The following is a 17,720-nucleotide window of genomic DNA, read 5'->3' on the forward strand; positions in this document are numbered from 1 at the left end:
TATTTGTCGAACACCGCGCAACGTGGAAAGATTGCCGTAACGGCACTCAATGGAATCCGGTCACGTCCGCCAGGTCCTGATAATTCTTTTTGATATCCTCGTAGATGTTGCGGTAGATCCGGAACAGCTGACGGTACAGCGCCGTATTTTCCTGCTGCGGCTGGTGGGAAGCGCCGATCTCGGTCCATTGTTTGGCGACCGAATAATCCTTGAATACCCCGGCGCCGACCCCCGCCACCAGCGCGTTGCCGAACGGCGCGCCTTTGGCGTCTTTCATAAACACGCAGGGTACGCCCAGCATGTCACAGACCATCTGGCGCCAGAACGGACTGCGGGCGCCGCCTTCGGTAAGCACCAGCGGCCAGTTCATCTGAATGCCGCTCTGCTGGATCAGGTCGTAGTTGTGCTTGAGGGCGAAACAGGCGCCTTCCATAAAGGAGCGCAGCAGGTGGCTTTTGCTGTGCGATAGCGACAGGCCAAACACCACCGCGCGGGCGATCGGATCCCAGACCGGCGTGCGCTCGCCCATGAAATAGGGCACGGTGATAAGCCCGTCGCATCCGGCGGGCGCCTGCTGCGCCAGCCGGATGAGCAAATCGTAAATTTCTTCGCCGCTGCTTTGCGCGGCAAGCATTTCCATTTGCCCGAAGGTATCGCGGAAATAGCGCAGCACGGAGCCGCAGGCGCTGATGGCGGACACCGTAGTGTAGGTATCGCGTGAATTCACCGCGTGGGCGATGGTTATCATATTTTTGGTAAAGCGGGCTTCCTTATGCACCACGCCCATCACGCCGGCGGTGCCCATCGCGAGCGACATATCGCCGTTTTCAGTCGCGCCGCCGGCAATCCAGGCCGCCACGCTGTCCACTGTTCCCGCCATCACGGGCGTGCCCGGCGCAAGGCCGGTGCGCTGCGCGGCTGCGCGGGTCACTTCGCCGATGATTTCATCGCAGGGGAAGGAATCCGGGAATTTGTCCGGATCGAGGCCAATCTCTTCAAGCAGCGCGGTATCCCATTTTTTATTGACAATGTCATACCCGGCGCCGAACAGGCTGGCGTTGGAATAATCGGTGATGGCGCGCCCGGTCAGTTTCATGCACGGATAATCCGCGGCGGTCTGAATTTTGTACGCTTCGCGATACAGTTCGGGGCGGTTATCGCGCTCCCACATCAGTTTAACCGTGGCGTAATAGGGATCGATCGGGTTACCGGAGGACGCGTGGATCCGCGCTTCACCAATGTTGTCCCGCAGCCACTGAGCCTGTTTTATGCCGCGGCGATCCATCCAGATATGACTGTTTTGCAACGGTGTTAAGTTTTTATCCACCAGAATACAGGCCGGCGCGAGGGCGCTGATGCTGACGCCCCGGATATCCCGGGGATCAATTCTGGCCTGCTCAATGGAATGTTTAATCGTATCCGCGACCGCATTCCAATAATCTTCCGGATTGTGCTCCGCCCAGCCCGGGCGGGGCATGATTAAGGGATATTCGATATAAGAAAATCCCAGTATATTTCCACCTTCGTCAATGACGACGGATTTGGTTCCCGTGGTACCCACGTCGGAACCCACGAAATAGTTTTGCATAAACCATTCCTTTATTATATTCATGTAGGGTAAGAGAAATTACGACAGGCTATAAATAACCGCTTCATTATTCTCACGATTAGCCGCAAGAATGATTTCCTGATTATTATCTTGCAGGACATAAACACTACTCGGGCCCTGGCCACTGTCGATAAGCTGTGTTTTAAATTCGCCGTTGCGATAGCGAATTTCGAATAGTTCTTTTCTTCCTTCGCGATAACCGCAAAGAAATAACGGCTCGCCTTTTAATTTTCCGCCCCACGCTACATGGCCAAGCGCAATTTCGCCCGGATATTCCCAGATAGCTTCATAGCGGGCGCCCTGCTTTTTATAGATTTTGGCCTGATCGCCGTGAAAAGCTTCAATGGTCAGCAGCTCATCCACGCCGTCGCCGTCAATATCCACCACGGCGACATCGCCGGTCGGATTGTTGAGCAGCGGCCGCACGCGCCACTGGCCGTCGGCGGTTTCCGGCGGATAAATGCCAAATACGCCTTCATCGCTGCAGATCAGCACAGTTTTCTCCCCGTCGAGCGTGCCCTGCCAGAAACCGTGGTTGCGGGTCAAGCCGTCCATCAGCACCTGCAGTTTCAGCAAGCCGTCCGGGGAATCCGGTAATTCCCCAACCAGCACCTCGCCGGGATCGGACCAGTCATCAATGGCCTGCTTCGAGGAACAAAGCGTGGCGATAATAATGAAGTTTTTCTCCTGTATCCGGATGATGCCAAAGCGGTGGGCATAGGGCATATCAAGAAACGGCATCACCTGGAAGGTGCCGTCTTCCCGCGCGTGCGCCCAGATGATAGTGGACTCAGCGGCCTGGAATATTGGGAAGAAATTCTGTACCGCCAGAAAATCTCCGTTCGCGCCGGGGATTTCCGCAATGGACAACGTGCCCCCCGGCTCTTCCCAAATAGTCTGGGTGGTTTTATCCGCCGTATCGTACAGATAACAACCCCCCCGCGATTCGGTCGCAAAAATCAGCTTTTTATGGCCGCCGATGGTTGTACTGGATACGGCATAGCAGGTATCCAGTTTTCCGATAACATGTTTCTTGTAATGCATGGTTTCTCCCTGGTTTAAAGGAACTCGTTTTATTTAGTTCTCAAAGACGGAACGATTGACCAGATTAGTCGGGCGTTTGCCTTCTAAAACGGCAGTCATACCGGTAAGCGCTTCTTTCAGCATCGTGACGCGCACCTCTTTTAAATTGGTGCCCGCGTGCGGCGTAATGACAATATTGTCGATGGCGGCCATCTCTTCGCTGATGGCGGGTTCAAATTCAAAGACGTCGAGCGCCGCGCCGCGAATGGTTTTATTTTTCAGCGCATCGAGGAGCGCGCGTTCTTCCACAATGGGACCGCGCGCCGCGTTAATCAGATACGCGGTGGGTTTCATCAGTTTAATGTTTTCGTCATTGATCAGATGATGGGTCTCTTTGAGATAAGGCGCGTGGATGGCGACGACGTCGCTGTGTCTGAGCAGATCTTCCAGCGGGATATACTCCGCGTGGTAGGCGGCCTCCAGCTCGGGCGACAGGCGAAACATATCGAAATAGCGAATCTTCATGCCGAATACACGCGCTTTTTCGGACAGTTTTTTGCCGATATTGCCCATGCCGATAATGCCGAGGGTTTTACCTTCCAGCACCATATCCCGCTCAAAGAACATATCCTTGCGGCATTGACGGGTGGCTTTCAGCTCATTGTTGTACATCACGATGCCGCGAGTGATGGACAACATCAGGCCGATGGTAAATTCGGCGGTCGGATCCACCACGGAAAACGGCGTATTGATAACCGCGATACCGCGCTCGGTGGCCGCGTTGATATCAATATGGTTATATCCGGCGCCGCCGTTGCCGATCGCCTTTAACCGGCTGGATGCGGCAATCATGTCTTCCGGGATCGGATATTCGTTGATGCTCAGCAGCGCGTCGTGCTCCGGCAACAGCGCAATCAGCTCGTCTTTGGTATAAATATCTTTCTGGCTATCGGGCATGGTGATCAGGTAATTTTTTTCAACGTCCGCAATTGCTTCGTGCGGGATATTCCGGGTTAACAAAATCTTTTTCATAATATTTTACTCAACCGATAAAATGGGGTCTTAACCAGACGTCCCAGGAATAAGGGGATGATCATCATCCCGCCAGGAATTATTGTCATACCTCGCAACATGTGGACGCTGCGCATAAATTACCCGTCTGACTTTCCATCCAAATACAAAAAGCCAGCGATGTCCCTATCCGTTCACTCGTTGATAGCGGGCGGCGCCATCTGTTTTAGGCCACGGAATATAAATGGCTTTCTTTTAACTTTTTCAAGATCAGATCGGTCAGATGGTCTTGGCTTGATTTTAGGTGGTGAGTCATCTGATGACCTATGTCCTATTTGCTGCTTAGCAGGGGATTAAGTCAACAGCCTTTTCGAGATTTTGTGAGGGGAATAACGTTGTTAAATTTGTGTGAGCGAAGCGCGGAATCGGCTCCGAAGCCGTGTGTTTTCTGGGCTGGCGTGAAGAAAAGGCGGGAAAAATCAGTCGCGCCCAACGGCTAAAAAAAAGAGGGGAACCAAACGAAACACCATTGCGGTTTGTCCGCTCAACGGTCAAATACGGTGAAAAACCGTGATGCGATTGTAACGCGGGGCACAAAGAAAACGCGCGCCAGCCGCAGGCTGGCGCTGACACTTCGCACGCGGGTGATTAATGGTGTTCCAGCGAGTGTTCTTTCCACTTATCCACGGTGCTTCTGACCGCGTTTTCAATGGCTTTCATGTCTTTATCCCGCAGGGCTTTCAACGTCATGCGGTGCTGCTCGAGAATGGCTTCGCACTGCGTCACGTTAACGACGGTGAGCGATCCTCTGAACAGTTCCATGATGGTGGCGCCGATAAGCATCAGATAGGGATTATGGGTGCTTTTGAAAATCAGATTATGGAAATTGATGTCGTTATCAGGAGTATGAATACCCCGGGCGTAATCTTTTTCGGTTTTTTCGATGGATTTTTCCAGCAGCTGAAAATCGTCTTCCGTCGCATTTTCGGCAGCCAGTTTTGAGGCGGAAATTTCAAATAACAGGCGCAACTCCACCAGATCTTCGTCGGTATTCTGCTGCAGGATCATTTGGAATATCATGGATTGCAAAACATCGCTATCGAACGTGTTTTTAATCCGGCAGCCCTGGCCTTTAATAATTTCAATTACGCCCATCGCTTCGAGCATTTTGATGGCTTCGCGCGCGCTGGATTTGCCCACCCCCATCTTGGTCACTAATTCATTTTCGGACGGCAGGAAATCACCCGGCTTTAATTCTTTTCTGATCATCGCATCTTTAATCTTTTCCAACACCATTCTGGAAACCGATTGTTTGGGGATTGGCGTTATCCAGTCTGTTTTTTCTTCTTTATTCATTATCTTGCCTCAATAATCCATTTTACCTATCTCGACAATGTTACCACAGACGTTTTGATCCTAGTGACGCCGGACAACATCGATGGCGTGCATGCCATCGTCGGCTGGTTTGGTATCAGCGGGTTTAGCCGAATCTGTCGGGCGATGTCTTAACACCCCGGGGCGCCCCATGCAGAGTAGACGGCGCCGGACCGGCCTCAAGCTTGGCGCGCGGCGGGCTGGTTGAGCCAGGTGGCGACCAAGCCCGGGGTCCCGTGGGCGATAAACGCCGCGCGGCTATCAGGCTCCGGCGCGCGGTCCGCCTGCGGATGCCCTTAACGTGCCGGAAGATAAGCTCGGCGACTTACTGTAACGGGTGCTCCGGTGTGCGGCGCTGAGTTCGGCAGGATGACGTCCCGCTCGCCGTAGTACGCCGCGTAGCGTTCGACGTAGCGCCGTTCAAAATCACGCACTGAGCATAAGCTCGCCGGTCGCGTTAATCAACCCGTGTTACGTTGTGGTCAAGGTCGACCATACCTCCCAAAGCGCTTTTGCCCACGCCTTTAAACGTGCCTTTGGCTGCTCTGCGAAAGCCGGTTCCCAGAGGTGACAAGCCGCATAACCAAGCGTTATCGGTCCAACTGCGCACAAGCGATCCCGCACACGCACAATCGCATCGGCAAGATCTTGCCCGTTCTTGCCGTCTGATCAAGGGACGGGTTCCTTTAAATCAGTCTGCGTGACAGCGCCCAAACAGCCCCGAGAGGCTATTCCACATTCACGCTTGCCAGTAAGGATTCGCGTATTGATACGGCCATCCGGCGCCCTACCGACGATTCATATTCATTCTGCGCTGCCGCCCAATAGGGTTCACACTCAGAAACCTTGGCTTTACCCGCGGGAGATAGCGTAAATCTCAGGGCAAAGCGCTGGCCTTCAGCCCGGCTGTCGATAAACCCTTCCGCCTGTAACGGCTTAAGCGCGCGAACCAAGGTCGTGCGCTCCATCACCATTGATTTGGCTAGTTCAGAAATCGAGATATCAGGGTGTTCGCTTATGCTGACAAGAACGGAAAATTGAGAGACGGAGATGCGCGCGGCGGAAAGATAACGATCGTATAGCCGGCTCAGATAACGAGCGTTGCGCCGGGCGGCCAGACAATGACAAATTTCAGTACCAGGAGTAGAAGTCATAATAATCTCATGTGTAGTTACACATTAAAATGATAAGGAAAATTGTAGCCCTTTACAATCATAATGATAATGTATTTTATTCTGTTTTTATTGTCTGATTTTTATGGTTTTTAAATTAATTCTCGCTTTTATTTTTTCGACATCCAAAAATCATGCTTGCCATATGTGTGTAATTACACATATAAAGAGATGACCGAATCAACAAAAATGTGTTCGCCCGCTTTAGACAAGCGTCAACCGAAGGGGTCATAAAATGCAGAAGATACTTATCACCGGCGCCACGGGGGATACCGGCCGGTACACCACGCAGTTACTGCGGGAACGTGGTTTTGACGTCAGGGCAATGGTGCATAAATACGATGAGCGCGCGGAAGCGCTCAGCGCTTTGGGGGCTGAAATCTTTGCCGGAGATCTTCTCGATCTTCGCAGCGTGCGCCAGGCGCTGGAAGGCATACATGCGGCCTATTTTGTCTATCCGATCAAACCGGGGCTGATCGCGGCTACCGGTTATTTTGCACAAGCCGCCAGGGAAGCCGGGCTTAAGGCGCTGGTTAACATGTCACAGATTTCCGCGCGACAGTATTCCCAAAGCAATACCGCGCTCGATCACTGGACGGGGGAACGTATTTTCGACCGGTCAGGTATCCCTGTCACTCATCTGCGCCCGACGTTTTTTGCGGAATGGCTGACCTATCCAACGTTTAGTAATCTGGTGCAAATCCGGACTAACGGACTGATCGAATATCCGTTTGGCTCGGTAAAACATGCCCCTGTCGCGGCTTATGATCAGGCCCGGTTAATTTCCGAACTCCTTGTAAATCATAGCGCACATGCCGGTAAGACGTATCCCCTGTTCGGGCCCGTTGAGATGAACTATTTCGACATTGCGGAAATTTTGAGTGATGTGATGGCGCGCCAAGTTATTTATCGCCCTATTGAAATTGATGAGTTCCGAACGAAACTTGCAGCCAACGGGGCGCAGGAACATTTGATCCAGCATTTGTGTGCGGTGGCACAGGATTATCGTGATGGTCTTTTCTCCGGCACTAACGACATCATCGAGAAAATAACCGGAAAACCACCGATGTCCGTGAGTGAGTTTGCTAAAGAGCACAAAGAACATTTTTTCTAAAAGGCCACGCCGCTTCATTAACGCGTTTTTTGTCAGCCTAACGTTTCCAGGAATTTCAGGATGTCCTGAGGTTCTCTGGGTTGGATGCTTTATCGTTTAAATAATGGCAGGATTATCAGATGAAAATTGCAGGATCGGTTGTTTTTGTTACCGGGGCAAGCCGCGGACTTGGATTGGCTTTCGCCAGGCTCGCATTAGCGCAAGGGGCATCGAAGGTCTATGCTGGTGTCCGAAATCCGGCGGGGTTTAATGTTCCGGGGATTATCCCGATAAAAATTGATGTCACCGACGAAGTTTCAGTGATTGCAGCCGCTAAAGAATGCCAGGACACAACGATACTGGTTAATAATGCCGGTATCGGCAGCTTGAGCAAGGGTGCGCTGGCCCCGGATATGATCGGGTTATCAAAGCACCTGATGGACACCAATTATTACGGCATTGTCCGGACAGCCCAGGCTTTTGCCCCCGTTCTCGCCGCCAGTGACCAAAGTGCAATGATTAATGTGCTTTCCGATGTGACCTGGCTAAGCATACCGATGCTGGCAGCTTATGCGGCATCTAAATCGGCAGCCTGGAGTCTGACCAATGCCCTGCGTTTGGAACTGAAAGCTCAGAATACTCATGTTTTGGCGCTACATGTCGGCTTTGTCGATACAGATCTGGTGAAGGACTTTAACGTTCCCAAATCCTCTCCGGAAGATGTGGTGCATGAGGTCTACGCGGGTTTGGAAGCCGGGAAATATGAGGTACTGGCGGATGAGGGAACCCGTCATATCAAGTCAACGTTATCACTTGAAGACGCCATCTATTTCAATCCTCCGCTCCCTGACTAGGGCCGCCTCTACAAGCGGCAATAAGTGAAAGCAGACTTGCTGTCTTGAATAATATTCAATGACGGCAGGTCTGGGTTTGCCCTGTAATTCACCATGACAATCGGAAATACAACCATGAATGACATTCCATTTATCCTGTTAGTGCAGGCAAGAGCCAAACCCGAATTTCTCGGAGAGATAGCTGAAGCTGCCGCCGCCACGTTAAAGCTGACGCTTAAAGAAGCGGGGTGCATGGCTTTATATCAAACGACGCAGGCAGCTGATCCCAATCATCTTTGCTTTTTCGAATATTTCACTAGTGAAGCCGCTCATCAGGAACATATGACTCAGCCGTATACACAGGCATTTTTCCGCTTGCTGGAGGGAAAATTGTTATCTGAACCGGTGATCCAGAAATTGAACTTGCGGAACGGGTAAATTTGCGGTGTATTTTGAATCGGATAGCCTGTTTCACCCGGGAGCGGATCGCAGCATGAATGAATAGAATCGCTCAAACGTACGTCTCAAGCCAGGCGAGGCGATATGGCGTTCGGGCCACGTCAGGCGATACAAATGCCAGCCATCGCTATACAACGCTGACGATCTGGAGCCCTGCGGCTCATCCATCCCGCTACTCTTGTCAGCAGACGCTTGCGGCTTTCCAGCAACTGTTCCGCACTTACCGGCCCGGCCGTCATTCCCTTAAAATGCACATCAAACGTTGCCGCAAAATTGAGCGGCACACCAGGCGCCAGCATTTCCCAAGCAGGCAGGCAGTGCTCGAATAAATTGATCGCCGTGCCACCTTTCAAGGCAAATCGGGGCTCCTGCGCCGGCAGGATTTCCCGCCAGAAATTGAACCGTGGACACTCCTGTCTTTTAGTGATCAATTACATTTTCAGCCGTTAGATTCAGTCGCGACTAATACACCTAACCTGCTACTGAGTACCCTTTCCAGTTTAACTAATGCCTCAGTGCGCGTTGCGGGCCATATTTAGAAAACCACCGCTCCCTAAGAAAAGATGCGTCAACAAAATATTTGCCCGACGCATTGGAAGCGGCTTCAATTATCTGTAATTAGTTTCCCGCTGCGGGCTCGGGTGAGCCAACTAACTAAATCCGCTACTAAATAACCTGTCCGAGCTGCGCGACAAGCTGCGCCTTGGCACGCATTGCTTCGGCGTTAGGAAATTCAAGATCGGCATAAACATTGCCACCGCCGTGACGGATCTCGATAGTCCTGCCTCTTACTCCTGAACTGGCGGCCATTGCTGCGCTGCGTGCAGTAGCACAGGATGCGCACGGTAAAAGGGTCTTACATGTACACAACAATGTAGTTTGCCCGGACGACCATTTCCCGAGTACCCTCAATCCGGCCAGGCCGGTAGAGCCTCGGATGCTCCGGCAGCTTCGCGGCTTTGGCCTCGATATCGTCTTTTAGCCATTGTGCGGCGGCGGGATTGTCGTCCGAGATGTAATCGACAATCGCCAATAGATCGGCTTCGGCCGGCTGCGACCATTCAAGCCCGGGCATGGCGCTTCCTATCGATCAGGGCTTGCGCCTCGTCCATTACCTGCTGATGTGATACACCCGGCCGATCATCGGCCAGAGCCTCATGCACCTTGGCTCGGAACCATTTGTCATGGGCTTCCGGGTCGACGGTCAGGCCCGCCGGCAATCCGCCTTCCTTGGTAACGCGGGTTAGGAATATCCGCACGGCATCAGAGACGGACAGCCCAACGTTGGCGAGTTTTTCGGTCGCATCGGCCTTCAGTTTGTCGTCTACACGGATGTGCAGCATGGATGTTTGAGCAGCCATCGTAATTCTCCTAGTGCCAGACTAGCCTTCACTGCGTATCTCATTAGAGATACAGTCAAGAGCCACCTACTCCGCCCCGGTCGCGCTGAATTTGTCTTGGTCTGTCGCAAAAATTCTACGTTTTGCGGCAGCACCTCGCCGTCGGTTTTTCCTGGCGTTCAGACGTTGCAAAAAGTCAATCGCAAATTCCTTATAATATGCGACGATATTTGCAACACGATGGGGACGTCATGAGAGACAAACACGGCCCCTGCACGCTCGACCTGGAAAGCGGCCAGCTGCGGATCGGTTACGCCAGGGTATCGACCGATGACCAGGACTTGAGGAAGCCGCGCGACGAATTGCACACGGTAGGCAGAAATGCAAAACCTGAGCTTAGAAGGCTAAGCACTATCTGACTTTTTAAAAAATGCCTCCAGTTCGGAGAAACCAATAGCGTTCTTTGAATAACTGAAAGTACCCTCAGCGCATATCTCCCGGGCTGCCTGAACAAAAGAACCATAAGCCAGTCTAGCCATTGATGCACCAACGCTGATACGTTTCACTCCCGCTTCGGCCAGTTGCACAACACTGAACGTCCCACCCGGCAATCCCATAACAACGTTAACTGGCCTTGTCACTGATTCACAAACGGTCTTAATCATTGAAAGATCGTGAAGGCCAGGAGCATAAAGTACATCTGCTCCTGCCTTTTCAAACGCTTGTAATCTCAGGATCGTATCATCCAGATCAGAACGTCCCCACATAAAATTCTCAGCGCGAGCGGTGATCACAAAATCATGATCCAGTGCATCCCGTGCTTTTACTGCCGCTTCAATACGATCGACTGCGAGGCTTAAATCATAGACAGGGGCATCGGGCAGACCGGTATGATCTTCGAGGGAGCAACCTGCCAGACCAATACTGATCGCAATTTTTATGGTTTCCGCCGCACTGTCTGGATCATCACCGATTCCTTTTTCAAGATCCGCTGACACAGGCAGAGATGTTGATTCAACCATAGTCTGACAATGATCGATAGTCTGCTTCCACGAAACCCTCCCTTCAGGTACACCTAAGGAGAATGCGAGACCAGCACTGGTCGTAGCAAGTGCCTTGAATCCCATACTTTCAAGTATTCTGGCCGTCCCAATGTCCCAGGGATTAGGAATAATAAAAGTATCTGGCATTTCATGAAGGAGCCGAAAAGCCTTGCCCTTATCTCCCATAAATGCCCCCTTGAGTGGTATTATATTGTTTTAAATGGCTGAAAATCATTCGGAGCCATCCGTTGATTATCAAACTAAAAAAGGATCTCGTGAACTTTAAGTAGGGTCTGGTATTCAATAGGCCTCCTTTTAGCCAAGTACACAAGAGCCTCTTCGATACTTAATTCGAACGAAAGATGCTCTGACTCCTTTACTCCGACGGGATCTTTAAGCTGTAGTGAATTTTGAAGATATCCAGCTGTGTCGAAATCGCCAAAGGGATCGAAATTCAGACACTGATTTTTTTCTTGGAATCCCTTTTCTCCTGAAGGTACCCCCCTTGGAGGGTCAGGATCTCAGACTTGCTTAGCACGCCTTTTCTTTTAAGATTGACGAGTAATTGCTCGACGTTATCCAACTCGACGACGTCGCCAGCCATACGGGTAATAGCCACGGCCATATGGCTCATGCCGTCACGTTCAGCGGTGACTTTGTGGGATTTAGCAAGCCTGCGGACTTGAATTGCAACACTTATAGCGGTTGTGTTAGTCATCGAAAAACCCCCTATTTACGTCCAAAGTATAGCAAGATGCTGGCTTGTTGGCTCCACCTAGCGCTTCTACTATGTTGCGATCATTAATTAATAGAAGCGTTCAAATTCAAGTCTCAAGCCAGGCGAGGCGATATGGCGTTCTGGCCACGTCAGGCGATACAAATGCCAGCCATCGCTATACAACGCTGACGATCTGTAGCCCTGAAGTTCATCCAACGTGCCCCGCGATCCGCTCCAGCGCCTGTTCCAATTCGCGGCGATCCGCCTGACGCTTGGCCGAGGAACGCTCAGCCAGGTTATGCAGCTTGCGCCGCACGCCTGGCAATGCACTCGCATAAGGAAACCCAATGAGCCCGAAGTCGGGTTTTTCATCCTCCACGGATATAAGAAACGCGCGCGATGGCTCGTCCATCCATCCCGCTACTCTTGTCAGCAGGCGCTCACGACTTTCCAGCAACTGTTCCGCACTTACCGGTCCGGCCGTCATTCCCTTAAAATGCACATCAAACGTTGCCGCAAAATTGAGCGGCACACCAGGCGCCAGCATTTCCCAAGCAGGCTTGGGGCTACAAGTCATATACACGAGAAAGGTGCGCCATAGCGCATCGTTCGCCCGCACGTCATCCAATAAAAGTCCGACGTCGAACAGATCGCGCGGATGCTGCCGCGATAATGCGGCAGCGAGCTTGCCGGCATAGAGATCGGCGAAATCCAATACCTGGACGGAGGCAAAGCCGAATGCCTCTTCAACCTTCGGCCTGACCACCATGCTACGCACAGGATGCACCGTGCCGCGCATTACCGGCGTGGTCTCGATCTGAACCCGCGCGCGTCCGCGACTGGCCACCAGCCGCGTGACATATCCCTTCCCCTCGCCCCTCGATGACTGCACCTGCAGTTGCAACGGACGTTCGCGAAGCACATCGGCCAATCGCTCCAGCGCCGCCGCGATCAAGGCAGCATCCTCGGCAAAGTCATGCACCGGCAGCCAGGCCAGATCAATTCCACCGATAGTCGCGGAAGATCATGCTCGAATAAATTGATCGCCGTACCACCTTTCAAAGCAAAACGGGGCTCCTGCGCCAGCACCGGCAGTATTTCCACCAGCAATTTCACCCGATCGGTGTAGCGTTTATCCCAAGTGTTCATCCAGGTCTCGTGGCAGCGTGATTTGATAGATTGGATGCAGGCGTCCGCCGGACACCAGCGCGCGTTTGCCCCGCCCCAAATCCACATCATCGAGCGGAACATGCGGTAGCCATGCATGCCGATGGCGATCGGCCAGGGCCAGAAACAGACGCTTGGCCTTGATGCTGTGGCAATGGCGTAGCAGCATGCCGACCCGTTGCGGCCGTAGCGTGGTCATGGCCTGCATCAAAGCATCGGCTTCATAAACCAGGGCGGGGTCCGATACGCCGTCGCATAACTCCAGCATAGCCCGCTCCGGCGTGGAGCAAACTATGGCGCCTGCACCCTGACTGGCCTCGTGCCACGCCAGAGAGTGATCAAGCAGCGCTTTTTCTGATATATCGGGCGCGAAGCATAACGCAGGAAAATTAAACGGTCCCTCACCCTGACACTCAAAGCGCTCCTTTAATGGAAGTTTGCCTACCCAGCCAGGCGGCCGTGCTGGACCGTACAGCGTGACCGTGCCGGCTTCGCCCAGGCGCAGATAGTGCTCATGCCCTTGTATGACAAGCGCAAAGCGCCCGCCGACATGCAGCGGCAGTGCTTCACCGCTTTGAAGGCTGTGGACCACCCCCTCCCATTGCAGGCGCCCGCCCTTGCGCAGATAGACCCCACGCGCCGGTGACACCAGCCAGCCGCTGGTCACATAGCGAACTATGAGGCTCCTGGAATAGCCATGCACCTGCAACCAATGGCTGGATACCAGAGTGGTATCATGCAGATCGGTGAGTAGTTGGTTTAATTTTCCATTATTTTGTTCACTCATAGTGTTCAAAATACACTTTCTATAAACCTTATCCAATACCTCTTGGTTTAAAAAACAGAAAAATAGCTCATCCATAGTGATCTTTTTAAAGAAATAATAAACCATCAGCAGGCAGCCGGCGGTATGTCGGATGTCTGAATTAAGGGGACAGCACTCACAGAACCGCCCTTAATACCGGCACCGTGACATTCTCCGGCGCTAGCGTGGGTACATAGTTCCGTCCGTCAATCCAGGCTTCGACCATATTTGACCACTCTTGCAGCATATGGCGCCGCTGCTCCGCATACTCGGCCTTGTTGTAGATCGAGCGCGAGGATCGCCCTTCTTCATGCGCCAGGCATTTTTCAATCCAGTCCCGGTTAAACCCCACCTCATTAAGCAGCGTGGAGCCGGTACGGCGCAGATCGTGGACAGTGAACGGCTCCAGCGGCAATCCGTTAGCCTGCGCGCGCTGCACCACCAGCACCGTTACCCGGTTCAGCGTGGCGTGCGAGATGCTGCGATGGCCGTCATAGCGTGACGGCAGTACAAACCTTGAGCCGGAGGCACAGGTATGCAGCGCCAGTCGGATGGTTGGATAAGAAGCAATGGATTCGAGCTGATGGAACGCCAGCCGGATCTCGGTTGGCGACAGCGCTCTTTCTTTCGGCACAAAAGTGGCGATCGACGCGGCCTTGACTTTGTCGGCCGGTTTTTCGACCTTTTCGCCATGTAGAATGGCGAAGACATAGACCTGTTTAACGATATCGCGGATATGCACCGCCGTGGCCGGGGCGCCACGGGCTTTCACCTTGTTGCACAGGGCGCGCAAATCATCTGGGCTGATTTCGGTGAGTAGCCGGTTGCCGAAGACCGATAAGATATCGCGTTCCATGATGCTTTTGCGCATGGAACGGGTGCTATCGGCCATGCGCGCATCTACCAGCCAGCGGGCGGCCATGTCGTCAAAATGTTTAGCGGCCGTAAGCCGGCGTTTCTCGCGCTGTTTTTTATGGCCCGGTGAACGTCCTTCGCTGATGGCGCGCTTGGCGTCGAGCAGCTTTTCACGGGCTAAAGCAAGGGAAATACCGGCGGGACCGTAATGGCCGATGATGAGGGTTTCGCGGCGTCCGTTAAGACGGTAATCGTAGCGGAAGGTGACGGTACCGGCAGGCGATACCGTCACATACATGCCGTCCCGGTCGGAAACCTTGTGCGGCCTGGCTTTAGGCTTAAGATTGCGTAATGCGGTGTCGGTAAGCATCGTGATTTAACTCCTGTTCAATGGCGGTTTTTACCGTCAGGGGTCAGGAAGTCTGAAGATGCCTCGAAAGCAGCTATACGTCTAGCTTTGGGAGGGAATTTTTACCGTCATGACCGAAAAAGAATCAATCATCCACGGCAGGGTCTTAATCCGCGCTTTGGAACTTACCGTCAATTCTACCGCCAGCCGGTGTTGCTGGCCGGCGATAGCTACCGATAAACACCGTAACTCATTTTATTAAAAATCAGATTGTTACGCCGATTTTTCGATAGCTGGGGATAGTCCCTGAACAACCTCGGATCATTCCCGATATCATCAATGGCGATCATCTGGAGAGGCTTGTGCCGTGGCATATAACGCCGTGGCAATGCCATAAGTACAATACGTAGGGGTAACCTGACGAAGTTCTCCATAAAGAACGCCGGACGAATAACCGTCGCCGGTAATCCGCTCCGAACCAGATTCTGCTCGATCACCCATTTACTTTCGAAATGGGGCACGCCGGATTGCCGATCCGCCCCGCCCACCGACGCGTAGATAAAGTGTCGGATATCAGCGAAGCATGCCGCATCGATGATGGCAGCGCCTTGCCGGATTTCAATCTCCGTGCCACGAACCGAGGGTTGCATCGCATAAACGCCGTAGGCGCCAGCCAGGGCTGCGGACAGCGATTCAGGCCGGTCCATATTGCCGTGGATAACCTCAATGCCATGGTCGCGCAGGCACAGGGCGACGGATGATGCCGGATTGCGCACGACGGCGCGCACGCGCCAGCGTCCGGTGGCCGCAAGCGCGCGGGCCACGGCGCCGCCCTGTTGCCCTGTCGCGCCAATGACCACGATAATACGCGCATTGTTATCTGGCTGGTTCATCGCCATGTTGTCGCTCCTTAATCGCGGTTATGCCTATTCGTAGCGATCCTCACCTGGCGCTGCGACCGATTGTCGATCGGGTAGATCGCCGCAGGCGTCGGGCTGTATGCGGTTTGATACCAATCCCGCCTCAGTGCCGTAAATTGGCGTTTCATCCGCGGTCCGCCACGGAAGTTCGGGCCACCAGCGCACGCCCGGCACGACATTAGCGGGTTCGATGCTTTCTCCTGGCCGGGGTGTCAGCACAGTAATCCTATGTCTGCGGGCGGCGGCCAGTACCCGCTCGACGGGCTCGGTCCAGGTATGATTCGCCTGCTTGATCAATGCCCAGTGTATTGGCAGCATGGCCCGGCCTCGTACGCACTTGTGTGCTTCCACAGCCAGTTCTGGCCCCTGGTGTGCATCCGGCCAATTCGCGTCGTACTGCCCGGCATCAATAAGGGTGAGATCGAATGGTCCCAGTCGCTCGCCGATATCGGTGAATGTGGTATGAAAGCCGGTATCGCCTGAATACCAAACACGATGGCGGTCGCCGATCAGGGCAAAACCCGCCCATAAGGGCCGGGGCCCGAAAGAAAGGCGCCCCGATGAATGCCGGGCAGGCGTAGCGACGACGTCCAGCCCGTCAATACGAACTGACTCCCACCAGTCCAGCTCGCGGATGCGCGCCTCGGGAATGCCCCAGCGCAATAGAAGAGCCCCCACGCCGAGCGGGACGACGAATTGCGTGCGCCAGGTGCGCATGGCATGAATGGTGGCATAGTCCAGATGGTCGAAGTGTTCGTGGGAAATAACCACCACATCGACGATGTCCCGCAATGATTCCAGCGCCACCGGCGGCGGATACCAGCGCTTCGGCCCGATCCACGACAGCGGGGAAGGCCGTTCGCTCCATAGCGGATCAATAAGTACCCTACCGCCATCGATCTCGATTAACGCAGAAGAGTGGCCGAACCACGTCACGCGCAGCCCGGAAGCCGGCGGGGTCGCCAACATACCGGCATCGTTATGCACCACGGGGATCGGCGCCTCGGGCTCGCCGTGGGGATTCGCTTTGCCGAACAGAAAGCGCAGCCAGGCGCTGCGCAAGTCAGACCACTGCGGCTGCGGGTTCACAAATTGACCATCGCGCCACTGCGGTGATTGCTGCATACGCGCCAGGCGTTCATCTGCGGGCTTACCGCCCAAAGCCGGGTTTATCAGCAACTGATAGACGCCATAGGAGACCGTGGCTACCGGCACAAACAGAACGATCGCCAATAGTTTTCTCCAGCCCAGTCTGCGCGGATGATTCCGGCGCCAGAGGCTTTTCGGCGCGCTCCCATTCATGAGAACACCGCCTGCGTGCCCAGGTACTCATGCAGGCCATAGATGCCAAACTCCCGGCCGATGCCCGATTGTTTGAACCCGCCGGCAGGCACCCCGGCCTCGTCAAGCAGATCGTAGATGCGATTGACCATCACTGCGCCGGCCTCGATTCGCTCGGCGATGGCCTTGCCTCGCGCCGGATCGCCGGTGCTGACCCATCCCTGTAGCCCATAAACCGAATCATTGGCTATCTCGACCGCCTCATCCTCGGTCTTGTAGGTCATCACGGCAAGCACCGGGCCGAAGATCTCCTCGCGGGCGATCGTCATGTCATTGCGAACATCAACGAATATGGTCGGCCTGGTAAAATAGCCTGCAGTAAGCCCCGGCGGATGCCCTTCGCCTCCCACCAGCAGCGTGGCGCCTTCCTCAATGCCACGCCGGATATAACCCTGCACGCGATCGAACTGCCGGGCGTTAGCCAGGGGCCCCAAAGCCGAATTATCGTCTGCGGGGTCGCCCACTGTCCACAGTGAGCTGGCCTTCAGCAGGGCGGTTTTCATCTCTTCGAGTTTATGCTCGGGGACCAGCAGGCGTGTTCCCGAGATGCACGCCTGGCCGTTATTCATAAAAGCGGCAGAAAGCGCAAAGGCGGCGGCGGCGTCAAC

20 protein-coding genes and 1 pseudogene are annotated in these 17,720 nt (G+C 53.8%); 3 read left to right on the top strand and 18 right to left on the bottom strand.

The features are described from left to right. Positions 1–46 precede the first annotated feature (46 nt). The 5 genes from VGC33_RS00555 to VGC33_RS00575 form a co-directional block, all read right to left on the bottom strand. Complete coding sequence (locus VGC33_RS00555; protein WP_331117927.1) at positions 47–1,588, bottom strand: FGGY-family carbohydrate kinase; 1,542 nt, start codon at positions 1,586–1,588, stop codon at positions 47–49. Positions 1,589–1,627: 39 nt separating this feature from the next. Next, positions 1,628–2,653, bottom strand: a complete 1,026-nt coding sequence (locus VGC33_RS00560) for a hypothetical protein (protein WP_331117929.1) — start codon at positions 2,651–2,653, stop codon at positions 1,628–1,630. Between the two features lie 33 nt (positions 2,654–2,686). Then, a complete protein-coding gene (locus tag VGC33_RS00565; protein ID WP_331117931.1) occupies positions 2,687–3,664 on the bottom strand; it encodes an NAD(P)-dependent oxidoreductase in 978 nt (325 codons plus the stop codon). A gap of 627 nt (positions 3,665–4,291) precedes the next feature. Continuing rightward, on the bottom strand, positions 4,292–4,999 hold the full coding sequence (locus tag VGC33_RS00570) for a FadR/GntR family transcriptional regulator (protein ID WP_331117933.1): 708 nt from the start codon (positions 4,997–4,999) through the stop codon (positions 4,292–4,294). Between the two features lie 746 nt (positions 5,000–5,745). Next, on the bottom strand, positions 5,746–6,171 hold the full coding sequence (locus tag VGC33_RS00575) for a MarR family winged helix-turn-helix transcriptional regulator (protein WP_331117935.1): 426 nt from the start codon (positions 6,169–6,171) through the stop codon (positions 5,746–5,748). A 253-nt stretch (positions 6,172–6,424) separates the two neighbouring features. Here VGC33_RS00575 and VGC33_RS00580 point away from each other — a divergent pair, with 253 nt between their 5' ends. From VGC33_RS00580 to VGC33_RS00590, 3 genes are all read left to right on the top strand, one after another. Beyond that, a complete protein-coding gene (locus VGC33_RS00580) occupies positions 6,425–7,303 on the top strand; it encodes an NmrA family NAD(P)-binding protein (protein ID WP_331117937.1) in 879 nt (292 codons plus the stop codon). Between the two features lie 119 nt (positions 7,304–7,422). Next, positions 7,423–8,136, top strand: a complete 714-nt coding sequence (locus VGC33_RS00585) for an SDR family oxidoreductase (RefSeq protein WP_331117939.1) — start codon at positions 7,423–7,425, stop codon at positions 8,134–8,136. Positions 8,137–8,250: 114 nt separating this feature from the next. Next, positions 8,251–8,553 carry a putative quinol monooxygenase gene (locus VGC33_RS00590; RefSeq protein WP_331117941.1) on the top strand — a complete coding sequence of 101 codons (303 nt, stop codon included), beginning with the start codon at positions 8,251–8,253 and terminating at the stop codon, positions 8,551–8,553. Between the two features lie 122 nt (positions 8,554–8,675). Here VGC33_RS00590 and VGC33_RS00595 read toward each other — a convergent pair whose 3' ends face one another. The 13 genes and pseudogenes from VGC33_RS00595 to VGC33_RS00655 form a co-directional block, all read right to left on the bottom strand. After that, a complete protein-coding gene (locus VGC33_RS00595) occupies positions 8,676–9,005 on the bottom strand; it encodes a hypothetical protein (RefSeq protein ID WP_331117943.1) in 330 nt (109 codons plus the stop codon). Positions 9,006–9,430: 425 nt separating this feature from the next. Then, on the bottom strand, positions 9,431–9,649 hold the full coding sequence (locus tag VGC33_RS00600; protein ID WP_331117945.1) for a type II toxin-antitoxin system RelE/ParE family toxin: 219 nt from the start codon (positions 9,647–9,649) through the stop codon (positions 9,431–9,433). Continuing rightward, entirely contained in the window at positions 9,636–9,935 is a 300-nt protein-coding gene (locus VGC33_RS00605; protein ID WP_331117947.1) for a type II toxin-antitoxin system RelB/DinJ family antitoxin, read from the bottom strand. The genes VGC33_RS00600 and VGC33_RS00605 overlap by 14 nt, the downstream gene beginning before the upstream one ends. Before the next feature lie 383 nt (positions 9,936–10,318). Then, entirely contained in the window at positions 10,319–11,143 is an 825-nt protein-coding gene (locus tag VGC33_RS00610; protein ID WP_331117949.1) for an isocitrate lyase/PEP mutase family protein, read from the bottom strand. 77 nt (positions 11,144–11,220) lie between these two features. Further along, positions 11,221–11,415: pseudogene (locus VGC33_RS00615) on the bottom strand (cell filamentation protein Fic); the annotation flags it as partial. After that, entirely contained in the window at positions 11,412–11,675 is a 264-nt protein-coding gene (locus tag VGC33_RS00620; RefSeq protein WP_331117951.1) for a hypothetical protein, read from the bottom strand. The gene VGC33_RS00620 and the pseudogene VGC33_RS00615, both read right to left, overlap by 4 nt. A gap of 208 nt (positions 11,676–11,883) precedes the next feature. Continuing rightward, the gene (locus tag VGC33_RS00625; RefSeq protein WP_331117953.1) at positions 11,884–12,630 is read right to left on the bottom strand and encodes a nucleotidyl transferase AbiEii/AbiGii toxin family protein; all 747 of its coding nucleotides are present in this window, start codon (positions 12,628–12,630) and stop codon (positions 11,884–11,886) included. Beyond that, positions 12,627–12,824 carry a nucleotidyl transferase AbiEii/AbiGii toxin family protein gene (locus VGC33_RS00630; protein WP_331117955.1) on the bottom strand — a complete coding sequence of 66 codons (198 nt, stop codon included), beginning with the start codon at positions 12,822–12,824 and terminating at the stop codon, positions 12,627–12,629. Before VGC33_RS00630 ends, VGC33_RS00625 begins: the two co-directional genes overlap by 4 nt. Beyond that, positions 12,808–13,734, bottom strand: coding sequence for a type IV toxin-antitoxin system AbiEi family antitoxin domain-containing protein (locus tag VGC33_RS00635; protein ID WP_331117957.1), 927 nt, complete (start codon positions 13,732–13,734; stop codon positions 12,808–12,810). Before VGC33_RS00635 ends, VGC33_RS00630 begins: the two co-directional genes overlap by 17 nt. Positions 13,735–13,783: 49 nt before the next feature. Continuing rightward, entirely contained in the window at positions 13,784–14,872 is a 1,089-nt protein-coding gene (locus VGC33_RS00640) for a tyrosine-type recombinase/integrase (RefSeq protein WP_331117959.1), read from the bottom strand. 209 nt (positions 14,873–15,081) lie between these two features. Further along, positions 15,082–15,750 (bottom strand): NmrA/HSCARG family protein, encoded by a 669-nt coding sequence (locus VGC33_RS00645; protein ID WP_331117961.1) that lies wholly within the window; start codon positions 15,748–15,750, stop codon positions 15,082–15,084. Positions 15,751–15,777: 27 nt separating this feature from the next. Next, positions 15,778–17,004, bottom strand: coding sequence for an MBL fold metallo-hydrolase (locus VGC33_RS00650; RefSeq protein ID WP_331117963.1), 1,227 nt, complete (start codon positions 17,002–17,004; stop codon positions 15,778–15,780). 65 nt (positions 17,005–17,069) lie between these two features. After that, positions 17,070–17,720, bottom strand: a 651-nt coding sequence (locus VGC33_RS00655; RefSeq protein WP_331117965.1) for an aldehyde dehydrogenase family protein, incomplete at its 5' end; no start/stop codon positions are given.

The organism is Acerihabitans sp. (genome assembly GCF_036398755.1).
GTDB lineage: Bacteria > Pseudomonadota > Gammaproteobacteria > Enterobacterales > Enterobacteriaceae > Acerihabitans.

Excerpts from the sequence above, each read along its gene's own strand:
- VGC33_RS00640 (WP_331117959.1), bottom strand. The coding sequence starts at position 14,872 with ATGCTTACCGACACCGCATTACGCAATCTTAAGCCTAAAGCCAGGCCG.
- VGC33_RS00580 (WP_331117937.1), top strand. The coding sequence starts at position 6,425 with ATGCAGAAGATACTTATCACCGGCGCCACGGGGGATACCGGCCGGTAC.
- VGC33_RS00560 (WP_331117929.1), bottom strand. The coding sequence starts at position 2,653 with ATGCATTACAAGAAACATGTTATCGGAAAACTGGATACCTGCTATGCC.
- VGC33_RS00610 (WP_331117949.1), bottom strand. The coding sequence starts at position 11,143 with ATGGGAGATAAGGGCAAGGCTTTTCGGCTCCTTCATGAAATGCCAGAT.
- VGC33_RS00605 (WP_331117947.1), bottom strand. The coding sequence starts at position 9,935 with ATGGCTGCTCAAACATCCATGCTGCACATCCGTGTAGACGACAAACTG.
- VGC33_RS00645 (WP_331117961.1), bottom strand. The coding sequence starts at position 15,750 with ATGGCGATGAACCAGCCAGATAACAATGCGCGTATTATCGTGGTCATT.
- VGC33_RS00585 (WP_331117939.1), top strand. The coding sequence starts at position 7,423 with ATGAAAATTGCAGGATCGGTTGTTTTTGTTACCGGGGCAAGCCGCGGA.
- VGC33_RS00570 (WP_331117933.1), bottom strand. The coding sequence starts at position 4,999 with ATGAATAAAGAAGAAAAAACAGACTGGATAACGCCAATCCCCAAACAA.
- VGC33_RS00630 (WP_331117955.1), bottom strand. The coding sequence starts at position 12,824 with ATGAACACTTGGGATAAACGCTACACCGATCGGGTGAAATTGCTGGTG.
- VGC33_RS00565 (WP_331117931.1), bottom strand. The coding sequence starts at position 3,664 with ATGAAAAAGATTTTGTTAACCCGGAATATCCCGCACGAAGCAATTGCG.
- VGC33_RS00575 (WP_331117935.1), bottom strand. The coding sequence starts at position 6,171 with ATGACTTCTACTCCTGGTACTGAAATTTGTCATTGTCTGGCCGCCCGG.
- VGC33_RS00555 (WP_331117927.1), bottom strand. The coding sequence starts at position 1,588 with ATGCAAAACTATTTCGTGGGTTCCGACGTGGGTACCACGGGAACCAAA.
- VGC33_RS00635 (WP_331117957.1), bottom strand. The coding sequence starts at position 13,734 with ATGGTTTATTATTTCTTTAAAAAGATCACTATGGATGAGCTATTTTTC.
- VGC33_RS00590 (WP_331117941.1), top strand. The coding sequence starts at position 8,251 with ATGAATGACATTCCATTTATCCTGTTAGTGCAGGCAAGAGCCAAACCC.
- VGC33_RS00620 (WP_331117951.1), bottom strand. The coding sequence starts at position 11,675 with ATGACTAACACAACCGCTATAAGTGTTGCAATTCAAGTCCGCAGGCTT.
- VGC33_RS00600 (WP_331117945.1), bottom strand. The coding sequence starts at position 9,649 with ATGCCCGGGCTTGAATGGTCGCAGCCGGCCGAAGCCGATCTATTGGCG.